This is a genomic window from Pseudonocardia hispaniensis (genome assembly GCF_042658695.1).
In the GTDB taxonomy this organism is placed as follows: domain Bacteria; phylum Actinomycetota; class Actinomycetes; order Mycobacteriales; family Pseudonocardiaceae; genus Pseudonocardia; species Pseudonocardia hispaniensis.
On sequence record NZ_JBHSQW010000034.1, the window covers coordinates 138362 to 162684 of the forward strand.

Genomic DNA, 24323 nt, shown 5'->3' on the forward strand with positions numbered 1-24323 from the left:
GCACGGACAGACGGAGGGCCGTCATGGGTGAGGCCGAGTGCCTGCGCGTGGCACAGGCACGCCTCGAGGAGGGCGACCCGTTGGGGGCGCTGGAGGTGTTGCGGCGGCTGGGCCCAGGACCGCGATCCCGGGCAACCGCACAGCGCCTGCTCGGGCGTGCCTACTACCACTGCGCACAGCTCGACCGGGCCCTGGAGGCCCTGCGACTGGCCGTCGGGCTGGATCCGGCTGACACCCAGGCCCGCTTCGTGCTGGGCCAGACCCTGCACCGGCTGGGCCGCCCGCGGGAGGCGCTGAAGCATCTGCGGATCGCCGCGGCGATCTCCGGACGGCCGGACTACCAGCAGCGGGTGGACGCGCTCGTCGCCGCACGCGGATCCGCGGCCGCCTGACCGGGCTCACCGCCGCTGCACGATCCCCCGCAGGAACTCCGCCTGGCCGAGGTGCGCCACGTCGTCGCACAGCACGCTGACCAGCCGCACCCCGAGCGTGACCGGCGGGCTCCACGCCTCGTCGACGACCCGGTCGAGGTCGGCGTCGGCCAGGGCGCCCACCCAACGGACGGTGTGCTCGGCGACGGCGTCGTGGTAGTCGATCAGCAGCTCCGGTGACCCCACGCGGACCGCCGCCACCTCCTCGCTCGTGTGGCCGTATCCGATGGCCCCGGGATCGAACGGCAGCCCGAAGCGTCCGACCCAGCCCTGCGCGGTCCAGACCTGCTCGGTGCCCGCCACAGCGGCGACGTGGTCGTCCTGCACCCGGGTGAGGTGCCACACCAACCAGCCGATCGAGTTGGCCTGCTCATCGGCGCGATACGCCAGCTGCTCGGCGGAGAGGCCCTCGACCGCGCTGCGCACCCCCTCGCGGATCCGGCCGAACGCGTCACAGAGGACCTCTGCGGGTTTCACGGTGACCTCCGAGCGTGTGCGGTCAGGAACGTTCCGGCGGCGTCGGCGGGTTCTGCACGCCAAGCACGAGGTGGACCGCGCCCGCCTGCTCGAAGGTGAACGTGACCGGGTAGGTGAGCCCCGCCCGGACCGGCTCGGTCAGCTCGCTCAACGTGATCCGGATGCCCGCCGCGCCCGGCAGAAGGGCACTGGGGGAACCGGCGACGAGGCTCTCATCCGGGGCGAGCAGCGTCCTGCCGGTGATCCGCACCTGCCGCGCCACCGGGCTGGTCACCGCGGTCAGCCGGTCCGCGGTATCCCCGGAGTTGGCGATCGTCGTCTGCAGCTCGGCGTCCTGCCCGGGCTGGTAGACCGCGTCGCCCCGGACCGGGCCCGACCAGGCGATCTGCGCGTTCAGGACGCTGATGGGCCCGGCCGAGCCGCTGGACCCATCCGCGGTGGACACCATCTGGGCGGTCTGGGCGATCTGACCGGATCCGCAGCCGGCGAGCCCGGCCACCAGACCGAGGATCGCCACGGTACCGACGAGCCAACCCAGCACCCTGCCGCTCACCGCCGCCTCCCCAGCCGCCGCTTCGACCATGCGGACGGTCCGAGTATGCCCCTTCGGGGCCACCCGACCCAGCGCCGAACCGTTCGGAAACGACGGCGGGATCGCCGGGCCGGGCCGGCTCGTTCAGCGGGCGCCGTCGCGAGCACCCGATGCCGGCGGACCGCTCGGACCGCCGGCCTCGTCCGCCTCGGCCTCCGCCGTGGCGTTCTCCGTCTCCTCCTCGCGGGAGCGCGCCGGCTCCGGGTCGGGCAGACGCAGCCGGTCCGGAGCCTCCCGGTGGCCGGCGCCGGATCCGGGCCGGCGCAGCGGCGTCGCGTGCTCCTCGGGATCGTCGTCGGCGGGTGGCTCCGGACCGCCCCGCTCCGTGCGGTGCCCGCCCGCACCGGGCAGACCGCTCGGCCGTGCGGAAGGTGCGTCGTCGCGGCGCGGTCCGGGAGGGGCATTGCCTCGTTCCACGGTGTCCTCCGTCCGTCACTCGACGGGCCGTGCCACCGGCTACCCGCTACGGTCGGTGAGTATCCGCACCCCCCTCGGTTCGGTACCGGCGGACGGTCAGCGACCGCGCCCGGCGCGTTCGGCGCGTTCGGTCGCGCGCGCCACCCACCGGGCGGCGGCGGGGGAGAAGGCGCGGCGCGCCGGGTCCCAGTCGCCGGTGTCGGGTGGTTCTGCCGCGGACCGCCGCGCGGCGGGCGCGCCGCAGGGCGCGGTGTGCACGTGGCTGTAGCGCCAGGTGATGGAGCCGTCCCGGTGAGCGCGGTGGATGTGGGCGAAGGACACGTGGTCCTCGCCGCGTTCGATCGGGGTGTAGCAGCGCTCACAGAGGCGAATCATCCAGTGGTCTCCAACCCGGGGCGCGCCGCGATCCAGCCAGGACCGCCGACGAGGCAGAAGGGCGTCGCGTCGCGGGGAGCTGCGTCGCCGCCCGGTCGTGCCGAACCGGGCCCACCCAGTGTCACATCCGGCCATCATGATCCACATGTGTTGCCGCCCACCGCTGCCTGCGCGGATGCGACGGTTCGGTCCCGGTTTCCGCTTGCCGAAACGTGGGGGGTACGGAAGGGTCGTGCCTCAACTGGTCGGCGGCCGGCGCCATTCCTTCGCCGCTATCCGGGCCTCGACGGCTCCGGGCAGCCTGGCGGTATCTGCCGGGAGGCATGCGATGACCTCGATGTCGAACCCCGCGGTGGGCGGGCCTCTGGAGATCCGCGTTCACCATCCGGCTCCAGCGGTGGTGGTGGTTCGTCCCTTGGGGGCGCTCGATGCGGAAGCCGCTCCGCAGTTGATCACACGCGTGGAGTTCCATCTCGGCTGCGGCCGCCATGTGGTGATCGACCTGCAGGACCTGGGGTTCCTCGGTCCGAGCGGGCTGCACGCCCTGCTGGAGCTGTATGCGGTCGCCAAGGCCGCAGCCCTACGGCTGTACCTGACCGGCGTCGACGGCCCGGCGATCGCCGAGGCGCTGGCGTTCACCGGGCTGAGCCGGGTGCTGCCGGTGACCAGGCTGAGCACGGAGGAGCTGGTCGCGGCGCTGACCCATCCGCTGCGTCGCGACCGGCCCGCGGCCGGGGTGGACGCGATAGCCCTCAGCTGAGGACCGGCGACCGGCCCGAACCCCGGTCTAGAGGACACCGGCCTAGATGTTGCCGCGGCGCTCCTGCTCCCGCTCGATCGCCTCGAACAGAGCCTGGAAGTTGCCCTTCCCGAAGCCGAGCGAACCGTGTCGTTCGATGAGCTCGAAGAACACCGTCGGCCGGTCGCCCAACGGCTTGGTGAAGATCTGCAGCAGGTAGCCGTCCTCGTCGCGGTCGACCAGGATGCCACGGGCGGCCAGCTCCTGGATCGGCACCCGGACCTCGCCGATCCGGGCGCGCAGCGCCGGGTCGGTGTAGTAGGTGCCGGGGGTGTCGAGGAACTCGACACCCGCGGCCCGGAGCGCGTCGACGGACCGCACGATATCGCCGGTGGCCAGCGCCAGGTGCTGGACGCCTGGCCCGTCGTGGAACTGCAGGTATTCGTCGATCTGTGAGCGCCGCCGGCCGATCGCGGGTTCGTTGAGCGGGAACTTCACCAGGTGGTTACCGTTGGCGACCACCTTGCTCATCAACGCGGAGTACTCGGTGGCGATGTCGGCGCCGATGAACTCGGCCATGTTGGTGAAGCCCATGACCCGGTTGTAGAACCCGACCCAGCGGTCCATCTGCCCGAGCTCGACGTTGCCGACGACGTGGTCGAGGGCCTGGAACAGCGGGGACCGCCGCACGTCGGTGCAGGCGACGAAGCCGGGCAGATACGGTCCCCGGTAGCGGGACCGGTCGACGAGGGTGTGGCGGGTGTCCCCGTAGGTGGCGATCGCGGCCAGCCGAACGGTTCCGTGGGCGTCGGTGCGCTCGTGCGGTTCCTCGAGGATCGTCGCGCCGGCGGTGCGGGCGTGCGCGACGGCGCGGTCCACATCGGGAACCTCGAGGGCGATGTCGGCGATGCCGTCACCGTGGCGGCGGTGCCGGTCCAGCAGCGGGCTGGCCGGATCGACCCCACCGGTGAGCACGAACCGCACCGCCCCGCTCTGCAGCACGAAGGCCTTGTGGTCGCGGTTCCCGGTCTCCGGTCCGGTGTAGGCGACGAGCTGCATGCCGAACGCCGTGCGGTAGAAGTGCGCCGCCTGGGTGGCATTGCCGACGACCCAGACGACGGCGTCCCACCCGAGGACGGGGAAGGGGTCGGCGGTGGGGTCGTGCTCGATGAGCCCGACGAGCTGGCGCAGCTGGTCGTGGTCGAGGTGGGCGAGCCGCTCGCCCGAGGCGCGGGTCTGCTCGATCGGCATCTCGTCCCCTCCGGACCGGGATGACACGGCGTTCCAGGCCAGTGCAGCAACGCCCGCCGCGCTGCGCAACGGGGAGCATCGGTGGTGGGCGGAGACGGCAGATCGAGCGTCGCATCGGGGCACGAGCTACCCGGAATGCACAGCTGATCCGGTTGGTGCCTCCGGCCCTAGCGGTGCCGCCGTAAGTGAGCGACAGTGGAGATCGGACCCGGACCCGGGAGGTCGGCGATGGTCCACCAGCGTGCGCCCGCTCCCGGCACCGTCGCGTGGCTGGACCTGCTGGCCCCGGACGTCGAGTCCACCGCGCGGTTCTACGCCGCCGTGCTCGGCTGGACCTACAGCCTGGCCTGGACGCCGCTGGGCGACTACCGGGTCGTGCGCAACCAGGGCCGCGATGTGGCTGGACTGCTCTCGGGTGATCCCGTGCACCTGGCCTCGGCGCAGGCGGCATGGGAGGTGTTCGTGGAGGTCGAGTCCATCTCCACGACGCTGGCCGCGGTGTGCCGGTCCGGCGGCGCGGTGCTGCAGGAGCCGCTCGACGTCCCCGGCGGCGGCCGCGTCGGGGTGTTCGCCGACCCCACCGAGGCCGTGCTCGCCGTTGTCGAGTCCCCGCCGGGAGCAGCGCCACCGGCGGCCGGTGCACCCGGTGGTTTCGCCGGGGTGGAGCTGCGCTCGCAGCGACCCGCCAGCACGCATGCCTTCTACTGCGCCGTCCTGGGCTGGCGGGCGGTGGAGCGCTCCGGGCAGACCGTCTTCCTGGTCGGCCGACGGCAGGTGGCCGAGCTCGTGGCCGCCGCGGACGATGCGGAATCCTTGTGGCTGCCCCGGTTCGCGGTGCGCCGGATCGAGTCCGCGATCGAGACCGCGGTCCGGCACGACGGTGTCGTCCTGGCGGCGCCGGGCCCGTCGCCCGGGCGGCGGCGGACCCTGCTGCGCGATCCCGGCGGCGCCCGGTTCGTGCTCGTCGAGCATCCGGCCCTGTGACCGGACGGGCCGCAGTCAGTTCCGGGCCGCGGGTACCAGGAGGGTGAACACCGGAGGTGCCCGCCGCGTCAGCACCAGCCGCCCACCCTCCGCTTCGACCAGGCTGCGGGCAAGCGCCAGCCCGATCCCGTGGCCCGTGGCGGTGGCCGAGCGGCGGGCGAACAGCTCGGACTCCGGGGCGCTCACGCCCGATCCTTCGTCGGCGACGTCGAGGGCGAGCGCGCCGCCCGCGTCGCGCACCGCCACCCGCACCCGCCCGGCGCCGTGCCGAACCGCGTTGTCCACCAGCACCGTGAGCGCCTGGCGGAGCGCGGCGGTGGAGACCGGTGAGTCCGGCGCGCCGAGGTCGCGATCCAGGCTCAGGGTCCGGCCCGCGTCGGCCAGCGGGCCCGACCACTGGTCCCGGATCTCGGCGAGCAGGCCGTCCAGATCGAGCGGGCCGCGTGCGGGGTCGGTGTCGCGGGCGAGCGCCAGCAGGTCGTCGACGGTCTGTTCCAGCCGGTCCGCCGCCGAGATACCCGCCACGATCGCGGTGCGCTGGTCCTCCTGCGGCGCGTCGAGCGCCGCCTCCAGACTCAACCGCAGGCCGGAGAGCGGCGTGCGCAGTTGATGCGAGGCGTCGGAGGAGAAGGCCCGCTCACGGGCGAGCAGGTCGCCGAGGCGCTGCGCGGTGCGGGTCAGCGCGCCGGCCGCGGCATCGATCTCGGCGACGCCCGACGGCGCGGTGCGGACGGAGAAGTCACCCTCGCCGAGCCGTCCGGCCGCGGCGGCGAGGTCCTCCAGCGGCCGGGCCAGGCGTGCGGCGAGCCGCCGCGACACCGCCCAGACCAGCCCGAGCACCAGCACGCCCAGACCGGCCATCACCGTCCAGATCGCCAAGGCGCGGCTCAGCACCTGGGCGCGGGGGATGGCGGCCCGCACCGCCCAGGTGCCCTGGCTGTCGCCCCGCACCGGGACCGCGACGGCCAGGTCCGCGGCGTCGTCCGCGGTGGCGGCGGTGCCCGAGTCGGCGGCGTCACGCACCGCGAGGGACGCGGCGGGTGGCCCGTCGCCGAGCACCAGGCGACCGTGTGGGTCGTAGAGCGCGAGCAGCACACCACGGGGTGGCCCGGCGAGCGCGGCGGGCGGTCTGTCGTGGGCGAGGTCGAACGCGACGGTGAGCGCGGCGACGTCGGCGACGCGCTCCAGTTCCGCGCGCTGGTCGTCGAACAGGTTCTTCATCACCACCGCGGCCAGCGGTATCCCGAACAGGCCGACTGCCAGTACGGCCGCGAGCACCGTGAGCCTGACGATCCGCCGACGCACCCTCGCCTCCCGCTCAGGGGTCCGTCACCAGCATGCGCCGTGCGGGCGCCGGACGGGAAGAATCGGCGAAATGTTCGCCGCGTACCGGGGCCGTCCGGCCGGCGCCGGTCAGCGGCCCGCGGCCAGCACGGCGGCGCCGATGATCCCGGCATCGTTGAGCAGGGCGGCGGGGAGTATCGGGGTGCGGATGTGCACGTGCGGCAACCACTTCGCCGACTTCTTGCTCACCCCGCCGCCCACGACGATCAGGTCGGGCCACAGCAGCGCCTCGATCCGGGTGAAGTAGCTGGTCAGCCGCTGTGCCCAGGTCTGCCAGTCGAGGCCCTCGCGCTCGCGTGCGGCGTCGGCGGCGCGGGTCTCGGCGTCGAACCCGTCGATCTCCAGGTGCCCGAGCTCGGTGTTGGGCCACACGGTGCCGTTGAGCACCAGCGCCGATCCGATCCCGGTGCCCAGCGTGCTGACCAGCACCGCGCCGGAGTGGCCGTGAGCGGCCCCGAAACGCACCTCGGCGATGCCCGCGGCGTCGGCGTCGTTGACGACCAGCGCCGTGCGGCCGGTCTTGGACCGGAGCAGATCGTGGGCGTCGACCCCGATCCAGCGCTCGTCGAGGTTGGCCGCGGTGTGCACCACGCCGTGCCGGACGACGGCAGGCACGGTGCACCCGAACGGGCCGGCCCAGTCGAAGGAGTCGAGTATCTGCCCGATGACCCCGGCGACGGCCTCCGGGGTCGCCGGCTGCGGGGTGGGGATCCGCAGCCGGTCGGCGGCGAACCGGCCCCGTTCCAGGTCGACCGGGGCGCCTTTGATCCCGGATCCGCCGACGTCGATCCCGAAACCGAGGTCCTTGCGGTGCTTCTTGCTCACGTCCGGGCCCCCTCCAACGCGGTCGCCACCACCTCACGGGCCTCGGCCTGGATCCGTTCCAGATGCCCCGGGCCCCGGAAACTCTCCGCGTAGATCTTGTAGACGTCCTCGGTGCCGGAGGGCCGGGCGGCGAACCAGCCCGACGCGGTGGTCACCTTCAGCCCGCCGAGCGGCGCGCCGTTGCCGGGGGCGGTGGTGAGCCGGGCGATGATCGGCTCACCGGCGAGCTCGGTCGCGGTGACGTCGTCGGCGGACAGCGCGGCCAGTCGCCGTTTGGCCGCGGCGGTGGTGGCCACGTCCGAGCGGGCGTAGGCGGGGTCGCCGAAGCGGGCGGTGAGGCGCCGGTAGCGCTCGCTGGGGGTCTCGCCGGTGACGGCGGTGATCTCGGCGGCGAGCAGCGCCATGATGATCCCGTCCTTGTCGGTCGACCACGGGCGGCCGTCGTGGCGCAGGAACGACGCCCCGGCGCTCTCCTCGCCGCCGAACCCGAGCCGGCCGTCGCGCAGCCCCGAGACGAACCATTTGAAGCCGACCGGAACCTCGAGCAACGGACGGCCCAGGTCGGCGGTCACCAGGTCGATCATCGAGGAGCTCACCGCGGTCTTGCCCACCGCCGCGCCGTCCGGCCATCCCGGACGGTGCCGGAACAGGTAGTCGATCGCGACGCTCAGGTAGTGGTTGGGGTTCATCAGCCCGGCGTCGGCGGTGACGATGCCGTGCCGGTCGGCGTCGGCGTCGTTTCCGGTGGCGATCCGGAACTCGGTCCGGCGGCCGACCAGCGCGGCCATCGCATACGGCGAGGAGCAGTCCATCCGGATCGTGCCGTCCCAGTCCAGCGGCATGAACCCGAACGCCGGGTCGAGGTCCGGGTTGACGACGGTGAGGTCCAGCCGGTACCGCTGCGCGATCGCCGACCAGTAGCCGACCGAGGCCCCGCCGAGCGGGTCGGCCCCGATCCGGACCCCCGCCGCGGCGATCGCGTCGAGGTCGATCACCGCGGGCAGGTCCTCGACGTAGCGGGCGCAGAAGTCGTACCGGCCGGTCTCGGCGCGGGCGAGCGGCACCCGGCGCACCCCGGCGAGCCCGGTGGCCAGCAACTGGTTCGCGCGGGCGGCGATCCAGTTCGTCGCGTCGGTACCGGCCGGGCCGCCGTCCGGGGGGTTGTACTTGATGCCGCCGTCGGCGGGCGGGTTGTGCGACGGGGTGACGACGACCCCGTCGGCCAGCCCGCTCGTGCGCGCCGCGTTGTGCTGCAGGATCGCATGGGAGACAGCGGGGGTCGGGGTGACGCCGTCGGTCGCGTCGACGAGCACCGTGACGCCCGCGCCCGCGAACACCTCCACGGCGGTGGTCCACGCGGGCCGGGAGAGCGCGTGGGTGTCGCGGCCCAGGAACAGCGGCCCGTCGACGCCCCGCGTCGCGCGGTACTCCACGATCGCCTGGCTGATGGCGGCGATGTGGTCGTCGTTGAACGAGCGGGTGAACGCGGACCCGCGATGCCCGGACGTACCGAACGCCACCCGCTGCTGTGCGACCGCGGGGTCGGGGTGGTGGTCGTGGTAGGCCCGGTGCAGGCGCTCGATGTCGACCAGGTCCTCGGGACGCGCAGGGGTTCCGGCGCGCGGGTGGACGGACATGGCACCAGCCTGCCCCATCCGGGCGGTCACGCAACCGCTGCGCCGACGTCGCTCCACCGGTCCGCCACCCCGCCGGCGGGCCCGATCCCAGGGGCGAGGTCGCCGAGTTCTGCGGCACCCGGCCCGACCAACCCCGAGCCGGAGGTGTTGTGCAGGCGTCGTGGGCTCTACCGTGCTGGGTAGCGCCGCCACCTGGCCCTCTCGAGGGGGAGCACCGATGCCCAGCCGCGAATCCGACGCCCTGCGCGCCCAGTTCCAGGAGATGTCCGACATTCTTGCGGCGAACCCGCAGATGGACCTGGGGACCCTGCGCAACCTGTTCGAGACGCTTCATCTGCGGGCCGCGGAGCCGGCCGGGGTGACCTACGAGGAGGTCGACGCAGGCGGCGTCGCGGCGCTGTGGTGCCGGCCGGAGGGGGCCGTGACCGACGGCGCCCTCCTCTACACCCACGGCGGCGGGTTCGCCTGCAACTCGATGCACAGCCACCGCAAGCTGGCCGGGCATCTGGCCCGGGCGGCCGGGATGCCGGCACTGGTGATCGACTACCGGCTCGCCCCCGAGCACCCGTTCCCGGCCCAGCTCGCCGACGCGGTGACCGCCTATCGCTGGCTGCTCGACCAGGGCGTTCCTGCGGGCCGGATCGCCACCGCCGGCGACTCCGCCGGGGGCAACCTCGCCACCGCGGTGGTGCTCAAGCTGCGGGAGGAGGGCGTGGCGCTGCCGGGTGCGATCGTCGGCCTCTCGCCCTGGTACGACATGGAGCACAAAGGCAAGACCCTGGAGAGCAACGCCGCCACCGACGCCCTCGTGCAGTTGCCGATCCTTCAGGGTATGTCCGCGATGTTCCTCGGTGAGCAGGGTTCGCCGACCGATCCGCTGGCCAACCCGCTGCACGCCGACGTCACCGGACTGCCGCCGATCTACCTGACCGCCGGGGGTCACGAGACGCTGTTGGACGACACCGAGCGGTTCGCCGACAAGGCCCGCGCCGCGGGGGTCGTCGTGACCGTGCGGATCGAACCCGGCCAGCAGCACGTCTACCCGTTCATGGCGGGCCGTGCTCCGGAGGCCGACGCGGCGATCGCCGATATCGGAGCGTGGCTCAGGGTCGCGCTCGAAGCCGGCTGAGCCGCGGACCGCACCGCGCCCAGGAGCGTGTCTGATGATGGTCGAATCCCGACGGTCGCCGGTCCAGCCGCTCGCGGACAGCCTGCGCGACCTACTGGTGGCGCTTCTCCGGCGGGCCGCGCTGGCGGGGCTGGAGAAACTCGACGCCCTTGCGGACAACCTGGAGGAGTTCGCGGCCCGCGGCGGCGTCGTCCGGTCCGCGGCGTTCGGCGGCGGTCGTGCGCTGGTGGCCGGCAAGAACCCCGTGTGGGGAGCGATCAAGGCCGGCGTCGCGGCGCTTCCGGCCGGAATCGCGGCGTTCCTGGCCCTGGCCCTGATCCTGGTGCTGGCCCTCGGTCCGGTGCTGCTGCTGGTCCTGCTGGTCCTGCTGCTCGTCTGGGCCGTCGTCGCGGCGATCCGGTCGGCCCGCTGAACGCGACCGGGGTGGGCGGGCCCGCTACGGTCGGCGGTGTGTCGGTGCGGGAGCTGGTCGTGCTGGGTACCGCCAGCCAGGCGCCGACCCGGCACCGCAACCACAACGGGTACCTGCTGCGCTGGGACGGCCACGGTCTGCTGTTCGACCCGGGTGAGGGCACCCAGCGCCAGATGCTGCTGGCCGGTGTGCCCAGCAGCGCGATCAGCCGGATCTGCCTGACCCACTTCCACGGCGATCACTGCCTCGGGGTTCCCGGGGTCGTCCAGCGCCTCTCGCTGGACCGGGTCGCGCATCCGGTCCACGCCCACTACCCGGCCTCGGGCAGGCACTTCTTCGCGCGGCTGCGCCATGCCAGTGTCTTCCGGGAGGTCGCCGACCTGCGCGAGGAGCCGATCGAGCGCGACGGGGTGGTCGCCGAGGACCGGTTCGGGACCCTGGAGGCGCGGCGGCTCGACCATCCGGTGGAGTCGTTCGGCTACCGGCTCGTCGAGCCGGACGGGCGGCGGATGCGGCCCGAGTGGCTGGCCCGGTTCGGCATCGAGGGACCGGCCGTGGGGCGGCTGCTGCGGGCGCGCGCGCTGGAGGTGGATGGCCGGACCGTCTCGCTGGAGCAGGTCAGCGATCCCCGGCCGGGCCAGCGCTTCGCCTTCATCATGGACACCCGGCTGTGTCCGGCGGTGTTCGAGCTGGCGGCGGACGTCGACCTGCTGGTGATCGAATCCACCTTCCTCGGCGCGGACGCGGACCTGGCCCACGAGTACGGCCATCTCACCGCGGGGCAGGCGGCCACGGTGGCCCGCGACGCCGGGGTGCGCAGGCTGGTCCTGACGCATTTCTCCCAGCGCTATGCCGATCCGGCCCGGTTCCACGAGGAGGCCGCCGCGGTGTTCGACGGGGAGATCGTCGTGGCGCAGGACCTTGCCCGTATCCCGGTCCCGCCTCGCCGGACCGTCGGGCTCGACGACGCGAGCAGCCCCGGGGCGCAGGCCCGCTGACGTCCGGTTCCGTGGACGGTCAGGGTGGTGCCAGGGTGGCCAGCCTGGCCTCCGCGCGGGAGAGCTCGGCGGCCGCGGCGCGGGCCGAGCTCGCGGACCGGCGCGCCGCCGCGGCCGCCGATCGCTCCGCCTCCGCGGCCGCGCGCTGCTGGCCACGCGCCTCCTCGAGGGCGGCGGTCAGCTCCGTCACCCGGTTGCCCGCCTCGATGTGGCGCTGCTCGGCCTCCGCGAGTGCCGCCCGATCGGTGCGTTCCCGATCGCGGGCCGCCCGCGCGGCGGCCCAGGCCTGCGCCACGTCCTGCTCCGCCTCGGCACGTTCCCGCCGCCGGCGCTCGCGCTCGGCGGCGGCCGCCGCCCTGGCGTCGGCATCCGGCTGTGCGTCTGCGGCGGGCCCGGTTTCCCCGGTGGGCCCGGTCTCCCCGGTGGGCCGGGTTGGTCCGGGTGGTGCCGTGCGGATGGACCGCACAACCGGTCGCGGCGGCCAGTCCGTTGCCTCGGGCCCGAACCCGGAGTAGCTGACCGTGCGGTGCAGCCGTCCGGACCGCACCTCGGCGGCGATGTCCGGGTCGGCGAGCGCCGCGTCGAGAATGCCGCGCAGGTCGCGTTCGGTGCCGTCCGGCACCCGGTGTCCGTCGCGGGCCGCGATCCGGCGGGCCTCCCGGGCCATCGCGGCGACGAGCTTGTGCCGCTGCGCCGACAGCTCCCGCAGCGCGGCGCCGTCGAGGCCGCGCTGTGCGTCGAGGAGCTCCCCGGCGAGCTCGAAGAGGACATCGAGCTGCTCGGCGCGCCGGCGGGCGAGCAGGTTGGCCAGCCAGGCGGCCTGGGTCGGCTTGCGCAGCCGCGAGATGGCCCGGGCCGCGGCGCGGTCGCCATCCGCCCGCGCGGCGGCCACGAGGTCGTCGCGGGCCGCGACGAACTCCTCGGGCGCCAGGCCGTAGAGCTGCTCGGCGGCCGCGGTCACACGGTCAGGCTCGGCGTCGCTCACCGGTCCTCCGGACCCACCTCCGGCGCATCCTCATGTCGGGAGACGGTATCGGCATCGCCGCGTCCCCACAGTGCGTCACGGTGCCCCGACGCTCCCAGCCCGCGGCCCCCACCCGAGAACACCGGGTTCGCGAGGGTGCGGCCTCGCACGTCGGATCCCCGCCGGTGGCCGATGGCGGGGATTAGCTCTTGTTCTCGTAGACCGGAACGATCATCGCTCGGCCCAGCGTGTGGCCGAACAGGTTGAAGGCGAACAGGGCCGGGGTGGCGTCCCGGGGGATGTCCAGGCTCGGCACGTCGACCGCATGCACGACGGTGAAGTAGCGGTGCGGGCCGTGCCCGGGAGGCGGGGCGGCGCCGAGATAGCGGCGCAGGCCGGCGTCGTTCGCGAGCTGGAACGCCCCGGACGGCAGCCCGGCGCCGTCCTCGTCACCGGCGCCGGAGTCGAGCGAGGTCACCGAGCCCGGGATGTTCACGACCGCCCAGTGCCAGAACCCGGAGACGGTCGGCGCGTCGGGGTCGTAGACGGTGACCGCATAGGACTGCGTCCCCTCCGGCGCTCCGCTCCACGACAGCTGCGGTGACCGGTCCTCGCCGCCCGCCCCGAAGATGCCGCTGCGCTGGGGTGTCGGCAGGGTCTCGCCGTCGGCGATGTCGGTGCTCGTGACGGTGAACGTGGCCACCCGGGGCAGCTCGTCGTACGGGTTGCGGCTCATCGCAGCTCCTCTCCGCGGCGGGACGGGGCCGCCGCTGTGGCGACGTGCGGTCACGATCACCGTAGCCGCTGGCCCGCCGGGACGGCGGCACGGCTCGCAGCGCTCCTCAGGCGAGGTTGACGATGTTCCCCTCGGCGTCGATGTCGATGCGGTGCGCGGCGGGATGCGCCCCCAACCCCGGCATGGTCCGCATATCACCGCAGATCAGGTAGATGAACCCGGCCCCGACCGAGGCGCGCGCCTCGCGCACCGGCAGCCGCCAGCCGGTCGGGGCACCCCGCAGGGACGGGTCGGAGGAGATCGACAGGTGCGTCTTGGCGATGCACACCGGAAGGGTCCCGAAGCCGTTGCGCTCGTAGACGTCGAGCTGCCGGGCCGCCGCCGGCGCGTAGTCGACGCCGTCGGCCCCGTACACCCGCCGCGCGATGGTCTCGATCTTCTCCCGCAGCGGCGCCGAGTCCGGGTACAGGAAACGGAACGCCGTCGGTGTCTCGGCCGCCTCCGCGACGGCCTCGGCCAGCTCGGTCGCACCGGCCCCGCCGTCGGCGAAGTTCGTGCACACCGCCCACCGCGCACCCATCTCCTCGGCGATCCGGGCGATCACCGCGTGCTCGGACGGGTGGTCCTGCGGGAACGCGTTGATCGCCACGACGGGGGCGACCCCGTGCAGCCGGATGTTCTCGATCTGCTTGCGCAGGTTCGCTCCGCCCGCCGCCACCTCCTGCGGGTTCTCGGCCAGCAGGGCGGGGGGCAGCGGCCTTCCCGCGACGATCGCGTGGTTGCCGGAATGCACCTTCAGCGCCCGCACCGTCGCCACGACGACCGCCGCGTCCGGGACCAGCCCCGAGGCCCGGCATTTGATGTTGAAGAACCGTTCGGCGCCCATGTCGGCGCCGAACCCGGCCTCGGTGATGAGGAAGTCACCGCCACGGATCCCGATGAGGTCGGCGATCACCGAGGAGTTCCCGTGCGCGATGTTGCCGAACGGTCCGGCGTGGACCAGGACCGGGGTGTTCTCCAGGGTCTGCAGCAGGTTGGGCTTGAGGGCCTCGCGCATGATCACGGCCATCGCGCCCGCGCCTCCGATGTCCTCGGCCGTCACCGGCTTCGAGTCGCGGGTGTAGCCGACGACGATGCGGCCCAGCCGCTCGCGCAGCTCCGGCAGCGACCGGGCGAGCGCGAAGATGGCCATCACCTCGCTCGCCGCGGTGATGTCGAACCCGGTCTGGCGCGGGATCCCGTCGGATCGCGAGCCGAGCCCGACGATCACGTTGCGCAGCACCCGGTCGTTGACGTCGAGGACGCGCCGCCAGGTGATGCTGTACGGGTCGATCCCGGCGTCGTTGCCGTGGTAGAGGTGGTTGTCCAGGATCGCGGAGAGCATGTTGTGCGCCGCGGTCACCGCGTGGAAGTCGCCGGTGAGGTGCAGGTTGAGCGTCTCCATCGGGACGACCTGTGAGTGGCCGCCGCCCGCGGCGCCGCCCTTGATCCCGAAGGTCGGGCCCATCGACGGCTGCCGGATCGCCACCGTGGCGCGCTTGCCGATCAGCCGCATTCCCTGGCCGAGCCCGACCGTCGTCGTGGTCTTGCCCTCCCCCAACGGGGTCGGGGTGATGGCGGAGACCACGACGTAGCGGGCCTTCGGCCGGTCGGCGAGCTCGTCCAGCGCGCTCAGCTTGATCTTCGCGACGTGCTCGCCATAGGGTTCGAGCAGATGTGGCGCGATGCCCATGCTCGCGGCGACGTCCGTCAACGGGGCGAGCCGCGCGGCCCGCGCGATGTCCAGGTCGGTCATGGCAGGCCCGCAGCCGCGCGCAGCTCGGTGGCCTTGTCGGTCCGTTCCCAGGTGAAGTCGGCGTCGTCGCGGCCGAAATGCCCGTACGCCGCGGTCTTGGTGTAGATCGGGCGGTGCAGCCGCAGGTGGCGGCGCAGCGCCGCGGGCCGCAGGTCGAAATGCTCGTCGACCAGCTTGCGGATCGTGCTCAGCGGCACCTTCTCGGTCCCGAACGTCTCGACGAGCACGGACAGCGGCCTGGCCATCCCGATGGCGTACGCCACCTGCACCTCGGCCGTGTCGGCCAGCCCGGCGGCCACCAGGTTCTTCGCGACATAGCGGGCCATATAGGCCGCCGAACGGTCCACCTTGGACGGATCCTTGCCGGAGAACGCCCCGCCACCGTGGCGGGCGAACCCGCCGTAGGTGTCGACGATGATCTTGCGGCCGGTCAGCCCGGCGTCGCCGACGGGGCCCCCGACCACGAACCGGCCGGTCGGGTTGACGTAGTACTCCGCGCGCAGCGCGTCGGCGTCGACGAGCTCGGCGGGCAGCACCGGCAGCACCACAAGCGACCACAGGTCGGCGCGGATCCGTTCGCTGTCGACCTCCTCGGCGTGCTGAGTCGAGATCAGCACCTTCTCCACCGCCACCGGGAGGCCGTCGCGGTAGCGGACGGTGACCTGAGTCTTGCCGTCGGGGCGCAGGTAGGGCAGCAGCCGGTCCTTGCGCACCTGCGCCAGCCGGCGCGACAGCCGGTGCGCCAGCGCGATCGGCAGCGGCATCAGCTCCTCGGTCTCCCGGGTCGCGAAGCCGAACATCATGCCCTGGTCACCGGCGCCGGAGGAGTCGAGCTCGTCCGCGCGGCCGTGGCCGGGCTGCGGCTGCGCCCGGTTCTCGAAGGCGCGGTCCACCCCCTGGGCGATGTCCGGGGACTGCTTGTCCAACGCGATCATCACCGCGCAGTGCCTGCCGTCGAAGCCGAAGTCGCCGCAGTCGTAGCCGATGCGGCAGATGGTCTCCCGCACGATGTCGGTGACGTCGAGATGCGCCGTGGTGGTGATCTCGCCCGCGACGACCACGAGACCGGTCGTCACCAACGTCTCGCAGGCCACCCGGGACTCCGGGTCACCGGCGAGCGCGGCGTCGAGGACCGCATCCGAGATCTGGTCGGCGATCTTGTCGGGATGCCCCTCGGTGACGGACTCCGAGGTGAACATGTGCTCGTTGGCGGCGAGTGGGATCATGGCTGCCCTCCTTCGTCGGGCTCGTGCACGCAGCGTCGCGCCGGGGCATCACTCGCCGTGCGCAACAGGTTGTCGCGGGCTGTGACCATCGCGTGCAGCTTGGCCCGGGCGATCGGGCCGGGGACGTGGCGCAGCCCGCAGTCGGGGGAGACGAGCAGCCGCTGCGGCGGCACCGCCTCCAGTGCGCGGCGGATCCGCTGCTCCACGAGCTCGACCTCCTCGACCCGCTCCGTCTTCACATCGAGCACCCCGACGCCCAGCACCCGGTCCCAGTAGCGGCGGATCAGCGCCAGGTCGTCGTCGCCCTTGCGGGCGAACTCCAGCATCAGCTGGTCGATCGACGCGTCGAGGACGGCGGGGAACAGGAAGTCGTAGTGACCCTCCCACAGCGGGCGGGCATAGCGGTTGCCGTAGCAGATGTGCAGCGCCCAGGTCACCGGCACGTCCTTGGTGACGATGTTGATCGCCTCCATCGCGAGCCCGACCTGTTCGGGATAGCCCGCGAGAAACGGTTCGTCGATCTGCAGCAGCTCGGCCCCGGCGTCGGCGAGGGCGCGCGCCTCCGCGTTGAGCAGCCGCGCGAGCGCACGCACCAGGTCCGCCGGCTCGGGGTAGGCCTCGTTGCGCAGCCGCCGCGACAGCGAGAACGGCCCGGTCAGGGAGAACTTGACCCGGCGGTCGGTGTAGGCCAGGGCGAACTTCAGGTCCTCGGCGAGCCCCAGCGGGCCCGGGCCCTCGGGGTCGGGCAGCTTCTCGGTGACGACGAGGTCGAGGTAGTCGAAGTAGAAGACCTTGACCGGGTCGAGGACCGTGACCCCGGGGACCCGCGCGAGGGTGTAGTCGACGTCGTTCTCGCGGCGCAGCTCTCCGTCGGAGACGACGTCGATCCCGGCGACCTCCTGGTCCTTCAACGCCGCCTTGATCGCCATGTCGTGCATCTCGGCGAGCTGCGAACGGCTCACCGTGCCCTGATGCACCCCGGTCTTGGCTCGCTCCAGCCAGTCCGGGACCGGCCACGAACCGACCACGGTCGTCAGCACGTCCTGCGCTTTCTCACCCATGTTCAGTCCCTCACGTGCACCCTCATCGTGATGATGTTGCTTCCGATGCGGTGGGCGAACGGCTCGAACGTGACGTCGAAGCCCTTGCGGGTGCCGATGTGCGCGAGCAGCGGTCCGTTCACCCAGTTGACCACCGACCCGTCGTACTTGCCGGGGCCGCGGAACCCGGTGCGGTAGTCCTCGACGCCGGTGACGAACAGGTCGTGACAGTGCAGCCGGCCGTAGGGGTGCAGCAGCGGCAACGTCTCGGCGAAGCTCGCGGCGGCCCCGTTGGCGGCGTGCATCCGCACGTCGCGGCCGGTGGCGACGAGCGGACGCAGCAGCTCCCCACTGATCCCCGGTGCGATGTCGTAGGTGTCCAGCCCGTGCAGCGGGACGTAGCGTTCGGCCAGCCGCACCGCCTGCCAGCAGGCCCGCCAGAACGCCACGGCGGCCTCGACGTCGGCGAAATGCTCCGGCGCGGCCTCGGCCAGCAGCACCGGGCCGAGCTTGAGCAGCCGGGTGACCAGCCGGCCCAGCCCGGACGGCTCGGTGCCGGCGCACCGGGCGATCTGCTCGGCTCGGTCGGCCGGCAGGTAGGCGCGGACCTGCACGAGATGCTCACGGTGGCCGATCGTGGCGATCTCGTCGGTGGGCAGGTTGTCGTACACATTGGAGATGTAGACGAGGAACGCCTTGAACCGCAGGAAACCCAGCGTCGTCATCGGGTGCATGGCGTCGAGCACGAACGAGCTGACGTGCGCCGCGTGGTCGGCGACACTCGCGCGCGCCAGCTCCAGCACGTGGGGGGAGTAGTCGCACATGAGGTAGTGCAGCCGCCGGTAGTAGTCGCGGCCGTGCGCCCGGTCGAGCTCGACGAACGTGTCCAGCCAGGTGCGGGCGTGGCTGCCGTTGCCCACCCCGAGCTCGACGATGTAGAGCTCCTCGGGCAGCGCTCGGCGTTCGGCGAGCTCGTCCCACGCCGCGAACAGCTCGCGGATGATCTCCCGGATCGACTCGATGTTGCGGGCGTCGGACTGACCGCCCGGCAGCGCCGACTCGTATCCCCGCCCGGTCGCCTGCTCCCACAGCTGCAGGTGCTGCCAGTACAGCGTGTTGAACGACCAGATCAGGCTCTGGCTGGTGGGAACCCAGTCCTCGAGCGTGAGGCGCCCCGCGTCGTCGCCGCCGCGGTGCTCGCGCAGCGCGGCCGCGGTGACCGCGCCGAGGTCCGGACCGGCCCGGCGCAGGTCCACGGCGAGCTCCAGGGCCGGGGACGGTCCGTTGCGCCGGCCGCCGAGGACGGGTCGTAGCTGGAGGGCCTCCCGGAAGTTGTCCCGGTACTGGACCCAGTCGCAGACCACGCGCAGCCGGGCCAACTCGTCGGGACCCTGCGCGTCGGCGATGGCGGCCCGCAGCACCGGATCGAGGGCCACGGTGAGATCGACGGGATCGCGCCCGCTCATCCTCAGCAGCCTGGCCACCGGCCGCACCTCAACGAGCACCGCCGCCACCTCCCACCGCATGCTGCCCGGCCCGGTCGCGGGCCAGGCCCGCGCGCTCCAGGATCTCCGGCACGCCTCGTTCGAAGCCGAACGCCATCACGTGCACGCCCGCGACGCCCGGGACCGTCCGCAGCGCCTCGATCGTCTCCGCGCACAGTCGCACGCCCTCGCCCGCGACCCGGTCGCCGGGTACCCCGCGCAGCCGCCGGACGACCTCGTCGGGCACGTACACGCCGGGCACCTTGGACCGGATGAACTCCAGCGCGGCCAGCGAGCGGACGGGGCCGACTCCGGCGATCACCGCGCACCGCCGGTCGAGGCCGAGGTCGCGGACGCCGGTCATGAAGCGCTCGAAGCCCGGCAGGTCGAACACGAACTGGGTCTGCACGAAATCGGCCCCGGCCGCGACCTTCTTGCCCAGCCGCGCGGCGCGGAACCGGGTGGGCGGGGCGAACGGGTTCTCCACGGCGCCGATCAGGAACTCCGGCCGGGGGCTCAGGGCGCGACCGGACAGCAGGCGCCCCTCGTCGCGCAGGGTTCTGGCGGTCCAGACCAACTGGACGCTGTCGAGGTCGAAGACCGGCTTGGCGTCCGGGTGGTCGCCGAAGCACGGGTGGTCGCCGGTGAGCAGCAGGACGTTCGGGATGCCCAGCGCGGCCGCGGAGAGCAGGTCGGACTGCAGGGCGATCCGATTGCGGTCGCGGCAGGTCAGCTGCATCACCGGCGCCACGCCCGCGCGCGCCACCAGCAGGCTCCCGGCGAGGCTGGACATCCGCACGTGCGCGCCCTGGTTGTCGGTGATGTTCGCGGCGTCCACCCAGCCGTGCAGCAGCGCGGCCTTCTCGGTGACGGCGGCCGGGTCGGCGCCGCGGGGTGGCCCGATCTCGGCGGTGACGGCGAAGCGGCCCTCCCGCAGCGCGGTGCGCAGGCCCCGGGCCGCCGGGGGGAGGCTGCCCGCCGATGCCGGCGCGGTCACGGCCGATGCACCGCGACCGGGCGGTCGAGCCCGTCATCGCCGGTCCAGAGGTGCTCGTCGCGGCCCTGCCAGTAGCCCAGCCAGGAGCTCGCCCCGGCGAGCCGGTGGTCCACCGGGCGTTGCAGCAGGGTCAGGTCGCGGGCGTGCCCGGCCTGCTCCGCGCGTTCGTAGGCGATCACCCAGACGCAGCGGTCGCCGGGGTACACCTCGCAGTCGCCGTTGGGGGCGACCCCGCCGCACGGGCCGTTGCGCAGCTGTTTGGGGCAGCTCATCGGACAGGCGTAGCCGGTCGCCGGCAGCGCGCACTGACCGCACATCCGGCAACCGAACAGGCGCTCCTTGCTGCGCCGCTCCGCCGCGGTGAACCAGCGGCGCAGCCGGGGCCGGGCCTCGATCCGGCCGGCGAGCCACCGATAGGCCCGGTTGGGGGCCAGCACCCGGCCGAGCCGGTAGCCGGTTGCGGCGGCGATCCACGGCCTCGTGGGACGCGGCCCTTCTGACGCGGACATGTCCATCGACCTCCTCGCCGGGAATCATCATCCCAGAGTTCCGGTGATCGGCATCTCCGTGACATCGCCCGGTCCGGCGTGGGCAGTGCGGGTCCGGTGATGGCCACCCCGCTGCATCGTGGCTGATCCCGCCCCCGCACGGGGCCCATCTGGGTGGTGACACAAAGTCGAAGGGGCGACATCCGGGCGGCACCACAAATGATCCATCCCGCGGCGGGTGGGCGCGCACCGCCCGAACGCCAAAGGGTCTGCCGCGCCGAGCCCGGTCCCGCCGCGGCCCAGGTCGCCGCCGCCCGGCGAGCGGGGAATCGCCGGGCATTGACGTGATATTGATCACAGCAGTAGGTTCCACTCGCTGCGTCAGCCGCAGCCCCGTCACCACGGTGATCTCGACGGCGACGCCTGGTCTCGTCCGCACCTCTCGACTCGAGAGGCTGTCGAGGGGCGCGGCCACGGGCCCTGTGCCCGCCGGCGTCAACACCTCTGGCGGTTCACGGAAAGATCCACCACACCGAGGAGATCGCCCGATGAGCGCCTTCGACCCGAGGTCGGCAACCGGAATCCCGACCGAGCCCGTGGGGTCGCTTCCCCGGCCCTCGTCCCTGCAGGCGATGTATGCCCGCTTCGATGCGGGACACGCCACCCGTGAGGAGCTCGAGGCCGAGCAGGACAGGGCGACCATGGACTCGATCGCGCGCGGCGAGGCCACCGGGGCCCCGATCATCTCCGACGGCGAGCAGCGTCGCTCCAGCTTCGCGACCTACCCACTCGCCGTGACGCTGGCGGGTACCGGGCTCGCCCCGAACCTGGCCCCGGACAACGGCCAGTACTTCGCGATCTTCGCCGATGGCCACCATCGGCAGCTTCCGCGGCTGACCGGTGGCCCGTTCCGCTACGGGTCCTACGCCGCCGACACGCTGCGCACGTCCATCGCCATGGCGAACAAGCCGCTCAAGCAGGCGGTGATCGCCCCGTCGATGCTCGCGCTGCTCTACCCGCTGAGCGGCGAGGTCGCCGGATACTCGCGCGAGGAGTTCGAGGCCGACCTGATCGATGAATGCGAGAAGGACATCCGGCAGGCCTTCGCGGCGGGCGCGGCCCGGGTGTCCATCGACTTCACCGAGGGACGCCTGGCGACCAGGGCGGACCCGCGCAACCCGTGGACGGGCGCGGGGATGCTGCCGCATTTCATCGAGCTCAACAACCGGGTGCTCGAGCGGTTCAGCGCGCAGGAACGGGTGCACATCGGCGTCCACACCTGCCCCGGCGGGGACCGGGACTCGGTGCATTCGGCCGACGTGCCGTACCCCAACCTGCTGGGCACGATGTTCGACATCAACGCCGGATACTTCCTGATGCAGCTGGCCAGCGAGCGGGACAAGGACCCGGTCTACGAGTGCATCGGCACGCACCTGCGCGCGGACGCCGACGGGGTGGCCCAGATGGCCTACATCGGGGTCATCGACCCGCTCAACCCGCGGGTCGAGGGGCCTCAGGAGGTTGCCGACGCGCTGATCCGCGCGGCGAACTTCATCCCGAGGGAGCGGCTCGGTTCGACCGATGACTGCGGCTTCTCCCCGTTCAGCATCGACGAGAAGCCGAGCCACGGCTCCCCGGACTACGCTCGGGAGGTCGCCTTCCAGAAGATCAAGAATCGGGTGGAGGGCACGCGGATGGCCGCCGAGAAGCTCAACGTGTCCTGACCGACCCCGTCCCCCGCCGCCGGCTCCCCGCTGGGGCCGGCGGCGTCGTGTCACGCCCCGGAGGTGCCCCATCGACAGCCCGCCGTTGTTCGAGCATCGCGTCGCCGACCTGCTCGAGTCGGTCGCCGCCCGCACCCCCGCCCCGGGCGGCGGGGCCAGCGCGGCGCTCGTCACCGCGCTGGCCGCCGCGCTCACCGCGATGTCCGCCCGGTTCACCGATCCCGAGGTGGCCGGCGGGACCGCCGAGCGGGCCGAGGCCGTGCGCGCGGCCGCGCCCGCCCTCGCCGACGCCGACGTCGCCGCCTACGGCCGCTACCTGGCCGTGCTGCGCAGCCCGCGCACCACCGAGCCCGCTCTGCGGGCGGCGCGGCTGCGCGAGGCCCTCGACGAGGCCGTCGACATCCCGCTGACCATCGCCGAGGCCGCGGCGGAGGTCGCGGCGCTGGCCGCGAGGCTGGCCCGCGACGGCAACCCCCGGCTGCGGGGCGACGCGGCGACCGGCGCGCTGCTGGCCGCCGCCGCCGCCGCGGCGGCGGCATTCCTCGTCACCGAGAACCTGGCGAACGATCCGCAGGACCCGCGGGCCGGCCGGGCCCGCGGCGCAGCGGCGGCGGCACGGCGTGCCGCGGACGGGCTGGCGCAGTGGTGAGATCGATCCCATCGGGTGGTGGCGGCGCGCCCAGGTGCGACGATCGGGACGACTGCCGCATCGGCACCCGCTGGGTGCCAGAGGAAGCCAGCTGAAGGAGAACATGAGTATGAGCGAGTCCCCTCGAGTCGCGATCGTCACCGGTGCCGCGCGTGGGATCGGCGCGGCCACGGCGCTGCGGCTGGCCCGCGACGGGTTCGCCGTTGCCGTTCTCGATCTGGAGGAGTCGGCGGCCAAGGGCACGGTGGAGGCGATCGAGGCCGCCGGTGGCCGTGGCCTGGCCGTCGGTGCCGACGTCGGCGACGCCGCGCAGGTCGAGGCGGCCGTCGCCCGCGTCGCCGACGAGCTCGGGGCTCCCGTGGTACTGATCAACAACGCCGGCGTCACCCGGGACAACCTGCTGTTCAAGATGACCGAGGACGACTGGGACACCGTGATGAACGTGCACCTGCGCGGGTCGTTCCTGATGAGCCGGGCGGTCCAGAAGTACATGGTCGAGATGAAGTACGGGCGTATCGTGAACCTCTCGTCGACCTCGGCGCTGGGCAACCGCGGGCAGAGCAACTACTCCACGGCCAAGGCGGGCCTGCAGGGGTTCACCAAGACGCTGGCCATCGAGCTGGGCAAGTTCGGGGTGACCGTGAACTGCATCGCCCCCGGGTTCATTGCCAGCGACATGACCAAGGCGACCGCCGAGCGGCTCGGGGTGGGCTGGGACGACTTCATGGCCGCGCGCGCCGCGGAGGTCCCGGTGCAGCGCGCGGGACAGCCCGAGGACATCGCGCATGCGGTGTCGTTCCTGGTCAGCGAGGGTGCCGGGTTCGTGTCCGGACAGGTCATCTACGTCGCAGGCGGACCGAAGGCCTGATCGGCGCGGGCCACGGCCGCGCCGCTCGCGGCAGCCCTGCCGGTAGTCTGCGCTCGTGGATCGGCTGGTAAACGGACAGGACACGCGCTCGCGGCTCCTCTCCGCCGCCGAGGCGCTCTTCGCCGAGCGCGGCAGCGAGGCGGTCTCGCTGCGCGAGATCGGGCGCGCCGCAGGTGCGCGCAACGTCATCGCCGCCCAGTACTGGTTCACCGACCGCGACGGGCTGATCCGGGCGCTGCTGGCCCGGCACCGGCCCGAGATCGAGTCGCGCAGGAATGCGCTGCTCGACGCGTACGAGGCCGTGGGCCGGGGCGACGTCGCGGCCGATGTGCACACGCTGGCCGGGGCGCTGGTGCGGCCGCTGGCGGTGAAGCTGGAGCAGGGCAGCAGCGGCGCGGGCTACCTGCGCACCATGGCCGATCTGCTCACCCGCCCGGTGCCCTCGATGGAGCCGCTGGCCCTCGACGATCCGAACAGCAGCATCGTCCGCTGGCGGCGGCTGCTCGAACCACTGCTCGAACCCGCCGCCGTCGAGCTGCACCGGCGGTTCCACACGGTGCGCTTCGTCGTCGTCGAGTTCGCGCTGCGGGCCCGTGCCGGTCGGACCGACCACCGGCTGTTCGTCAGCCAGCTCGTCGACGCCGCGGCGGGTCTGCTCTCGGCCGGGGTGTCCGCGGAGACCCGCCGGTTGCAGGCGAGCCGCCGCGTCGCGGGCGAGGCCAGGTGAGCCGGCCCGGCCGG

At 73.1% G+C, this 24323-nt stretch carries 26 protein-coding genes; 10 read left to right on the forward strand and 16 right to left on the reverse strand.

Translation table 11 applies throughout. From position 1 onward, the window contains the following. Window positions 1-23 precede the first annotated feature (23 nt). Window positions 24-392, forward strand: a complete 369-nt coding sequence (locus ACFQE5_RS16620) for a CDC27 family protein (RefSeq protein WP_379586149.1) — start codon at window positions 24-26, stop codon at window positions 390-392. A 6-nt stretch (window positions 393-398) separates the two neighbouring features. Here ACFQE5_RS16620 and ACFQE5_RS16625 read toward each other — a convergent pair whose 3' ends face one another. The 4 genes from ACFQE5_RS16625 to ACFQE5_RS16640 form a co-directional block, all read right to left on the reverse strand. After that, window positions 399-908, reverse strand: a complete 510-nt coding sequence (locus ACFQE5_RS16625; protein ID WP_379586151.1) for a mycothiol transferase — start codon at window positions 906-908, stop codon at window positions 399-401. A 22-nt stretch (window positions 909-930) separates the two neighbouring features. Further along, window positions 931-1461 carry a copper chaperone PCu(A)C gene (locus ACFQE5_RS16630; RefSeq protein WP_379586153.1) on the reverse strand — a complete coding sequence of 177 codons (531 nt, stop codon included), beginning with the start codon at window positions 1459-1461 and terminating at the stop codon, window positions 931-933. 123 nt (window positions 1462-1584) lie between these two features. After that, on the reverse strand, window positions 1585-1917 hold the full coding sequence (locus ACFQE5_RS16635) for a hypothetical protein (RefSeq protein WP_379586155.1): 333 nt from the start codon (window positions 1915-1917) through the stop codon (window positions 1585-1587). Window positions 1918-2013: 96 nt separating this feature from the next. Continuing rightward, window positions 2014-2292 (reverse strand): hypothetical protein, encoded by a 279-nt coding sequence (locus ACFQE5_RS16640; protein WP_379586157.1) that lies wholly within the window; start codon window positions 2290-2292, stop codon window positions 2014-2016. Window positions 2293-2629: 337 nt separating this feature from the next. On the opposite strand from ACFQE5_RS16640, the gene ACFQE5_RS16645 reads away from it, so the two are divergent. Next, a complete protein-coding gene (locus ACFQE5_RS16645) occupies window positions 2630-3052 on the forward strand; it encodes an STAS domain-containing protein (protein ID WP_379586288.1) in 423 nt (140 codons plus the stop codon). Between the two features lie 42 nt (window positions 3053-3094). On the opposite strand, the gene hppD is transcribed toward ACFQE5_RS16645, so the two are convergent. Next, entirely contained in the window at window positions 3095-4282 is a 1188-nt protein-coding gene (gene hppD / locus ACFQE5_RS16650) for a 4-hydroxyphenylpyruvate dioxygenase (protein WP_379586159.1), read from the reverse strand. 228 nt (window positions 4283-4510) lie between these two features. On the opposite strand from hppD, the gene ACFQE5_RS16655 reads away from it, so the two are divergent. Then, window positions 4511-5266, forward strand: coding sequence for a VOC family protein (locus tag ACFQE5_RS16655; protein ID WP_379586161.1), 756 nt, complete (start codon window positions 4511-4513; stop codon window positions 5264-5266). A 15-nt stretch (window positions 5267-5281) separates the two neighbouring features. Here ACFQE5_RS16655 and ACFQE5_RS16660 read toward each other — a convergent pair whose 3' ends face one another. From ACFQE5_RS16660 to pgm, 3 genes are all read right to left on the reverse strand, one after another. Then, window positions 5282-6571, reverse strand: coding sequence for a sensor histidine kinase (locus ACFQE5_RS16660; RefSeq protein ID WP_379586163.1), 1290 nt, complete (start codon window positions 6569-6571; stop codon window positions 5282-5284). 108 nt (window positions 6572-6679) lie between these two features. Then, a complete protein-coding gene (gene ppgK / locus ACFQE5_RS16665; protein WP_379586165.1) occupies window positions 6680-7435 on the reverse strand; it encodes a polyphosphate--glucose phosphotransferase in 756 nt (251 codons plus the stop codon). After that, complete coding sequence (gene pgm, locus ACFQE5_RS16670) at window positions 7432-9072, reverse strand: phosphoglucomutase (alpha-D-glucose-1,6-bisphosphate-dependent) (RefSeq protein WP_379586167.1); 1641 nt, start codon at window positions 9070-9072, stop codon at window positions 7432-7434. The genes ppgK and pgm overlap by 4 nt, the downstream gene beginning before the upstream one ends. Window positions 9073-9289: 217 nt before the next feature. Here pgm and ACFQE5_RS16675 point away from each other — a divergent pair, with 217 nt between their 5' ends. The 3 genes from ACFQE5_RS16675 to ACFQE5_RS16685 are packed head-to-tail and all read left to right on the forward strand — an operon-like array spanning window position 9290 to window position 11611. Continuing rightward, on the forward strand, window positions 9290-10201 hold the full coding sequence (locus tag ACFQE5_RS16675) for an alpha/beta hydrolase (RefSeq protein WP_379586169.1): 912 nt from the start codon (window positions 9290-9292) through the stop codon (window positions 10199-10201). A gap of 34 nt (window positions 10202-10235) precedes the next feature. Then, window positions 10236-10613: a hypothetical protein gene (locus ACFQE5_RS16680; RefSeq protein WP_379586171.1), complete on the forward strand. Its 378-nt coding sequence runs from the start codon at window positions 10236-10238 to the stop codon at window positions 10611-10613. Window positions 10614-10651: 38 nt separating this feature from the next. Beyond that, window positions 10652-11611: a ribonuclease Z gene (locus ACFQE5_RS16685; protein WP_379586173.1), complete on the forward strand. Its 960-nt coding sequence runs from the start codon at window positions 10652-10654 to the stop codon at window positions 11609-11611. A 19-nt stretch (window positions 11612-11630) separates the two neighbouring features. Here ACFQE5_RS16685 and ACFQE5_RS16690 read toward each other — a convergent pair whose 3' ends face one another. The 8 genes from ACFQE5_RS16690 to ACFQE5_RS16725 form a co-directional block, all read right to left on the reverse strand. Then, window positions 11631-12596 carry a hypothetical protein gene (locus ACFQE5_RS16690; RefSeq protein ID WP_379586175.1) on the reverse strand — a complete coding sequence of 322 codons (966 nt, stop codon included), beginning with the start codon at window positions 12594-12596 and terminating at the stop codon, window positions 11631-11633. Between the two features lie 181 nt (window positions 12597-12777). Next, entirely contained in the window at window positions 12778-13311 is a 534-nt protein-coding gene (locus tag ACFQE5_RS16695) for a YbhB/YbcL family Raf kinase inhibitor-like protein (RefSeq protein ID WP_379586177.1), read from the reverse strand. 106 nt (window positions 13312-13417) lie between these two features. Beyond that, window positions 13418-15106 carry a formate--tetrahydrofolate ligase gene (locus tag ACFQE5_RS16700; RefSeq protein ID WP_379586179.1) on the reverse strand — a complete coding sequence of 563 codons (1689 nt, stop codon included), beginning with the start codon at window positions 15104-15106 and terminating at the stop codon, window positions 13418-13420. Further along, window positions 15103-16332 carry a methionine adenosyltransferase gene (gene metK / locus ACFQE5_RS16705; RefSeq protein WP_379586181.1) on the reverse strand — a complete coding sequence of 410 codons (1230 nt, stop codon included), beginning with the start codon at window positions 16330-16332 and terminating at the stop codon, window positions 15103-15105. Before metK ends, ACFQE5_RS16700 begins: the two co-directional genes overlap by 4 nt. After that, window positions 16329-17393, reverse strand: a complete 1065-nt coding sequence (locus tag ACFQE5_RS16710; RefSeq protein ID WP_379586183.1) for a hypothetical protein — start codon at window positions 17391-17393, stop codon at window positions 16329-16331. Before ACFQE5_RS16710 ends, metK begins: the two co-directional genes overlap by 4 nt. A gap of 2 nt (window positions 17394-17395) precedes the next feature. Continuing rightward, window positions 17396-18877 carry an SAM-dependent methyltransferase gene (locus ACFQE5_RS16715; protein WP_379586185.1) on the reverse strand — a complete coding sequence of 494 codons (1482 nt, stop codon included), beginning with the start codon at window positions 18875-18877 and terminating at the stop codon, window positions 17396-17398. Further along, on the reverse strand, window positions 18867-19853 hold the full coding sequence (locus ACFQE5_RS16720; RefSeq protein ID WP_379586187.1) for a methylenetetrahydrofolate reductase: 987 nt from the start codon (window positions 19851-19853) through the stop codon (window positions 18867-18869). The genes ACFQE5_RS16715 and ACFQE5_RS16720 overlap by 11 nt, the downstream gene beginning before the upstream one ends. Next, window positions 19850-20362 (reverse strand): methylenetetrahydrofolate reductase C-terminal domain-containing protein, encoded by a 513-nt coding sequence (locus ACFQE5_RS16725; RefSeq protein WP_379586189.1) that lies wholly within the window; start codon window positions 20360-20362, stop codon window positions 19850-19852. Before ACFQE5_RS16725 ends, ACFQE5_RS16720 begins: the two co-directional genes overlap by 4 nt. A 527-nt stretch (window positions 20363-20889) precedes the next feature. Here ACFQE5_RS16725 and ACFQE5_RS16730 point away from each other — a divergent pair. The 4 genes from ACFQE5_RS16730 to ACFQE5_RS16745 all read left to right on the forward strand — a co-directional run bounded on the left by ACFQE5_RS16730 (window position 20890) and on the right by ACFQE5_RS16745 (window position 24309). Further along, window positions 20890-22065 carry a 5-methyltetrahydropteroyltriglutamate--homocysteine methyltransferase gene (locus tag ACFQE5_RS16730; RefSeq protein WP_379586191.1) on the forward strand — a complete coding sequence of 392 codons (1176 nt, stop codon included), beginning with the start codon at window positions 20890-20892 and terminating at the stop codon, window positions 22063-22065. An 85-nt stretch (window positions 22066-22150) separates the two neighbouring features. Continuing rightward, complete coding sequence (locus tag ACFQE5_RS16735; RefSeq protein ID WP_379586193.1) at window positions 22151-22714, forward strand: cyclodeaminase/cyclohydrolase family protein; 564 nt, start codon at window positions 22151-22153, stop codon at window positions 22712-22714. Window positions 22715-22823: 109 nt separating this feature from the next. Next, on the forward strand, window positions 22824-23582 hold the full coding sequence (fabG, locus tag ACFQE5_RS16740; RefSeq protein WP_379586195.1) for a 3-oxoacyl-ACP reductase FabG: 759 nt from the start codon (window positions 22824-22826) through the stop codon (window positions 23580-23582). 55 nt (window positions 23583-23637) lie between these two features. After that, window positions 23638-24309: a helix-turn-helix domain-containing protein gene (locus tag ACFQE5_RS16745; RefSeq protein WP_379586197.1), complete on the forward strand. Its 672-nt coding sequence runs from the start codon at window positions 23638-23640 to the stop codon at window positions 24307-24309. Window positions 24310-24323 lie beyond the last annotated feature (14 nt).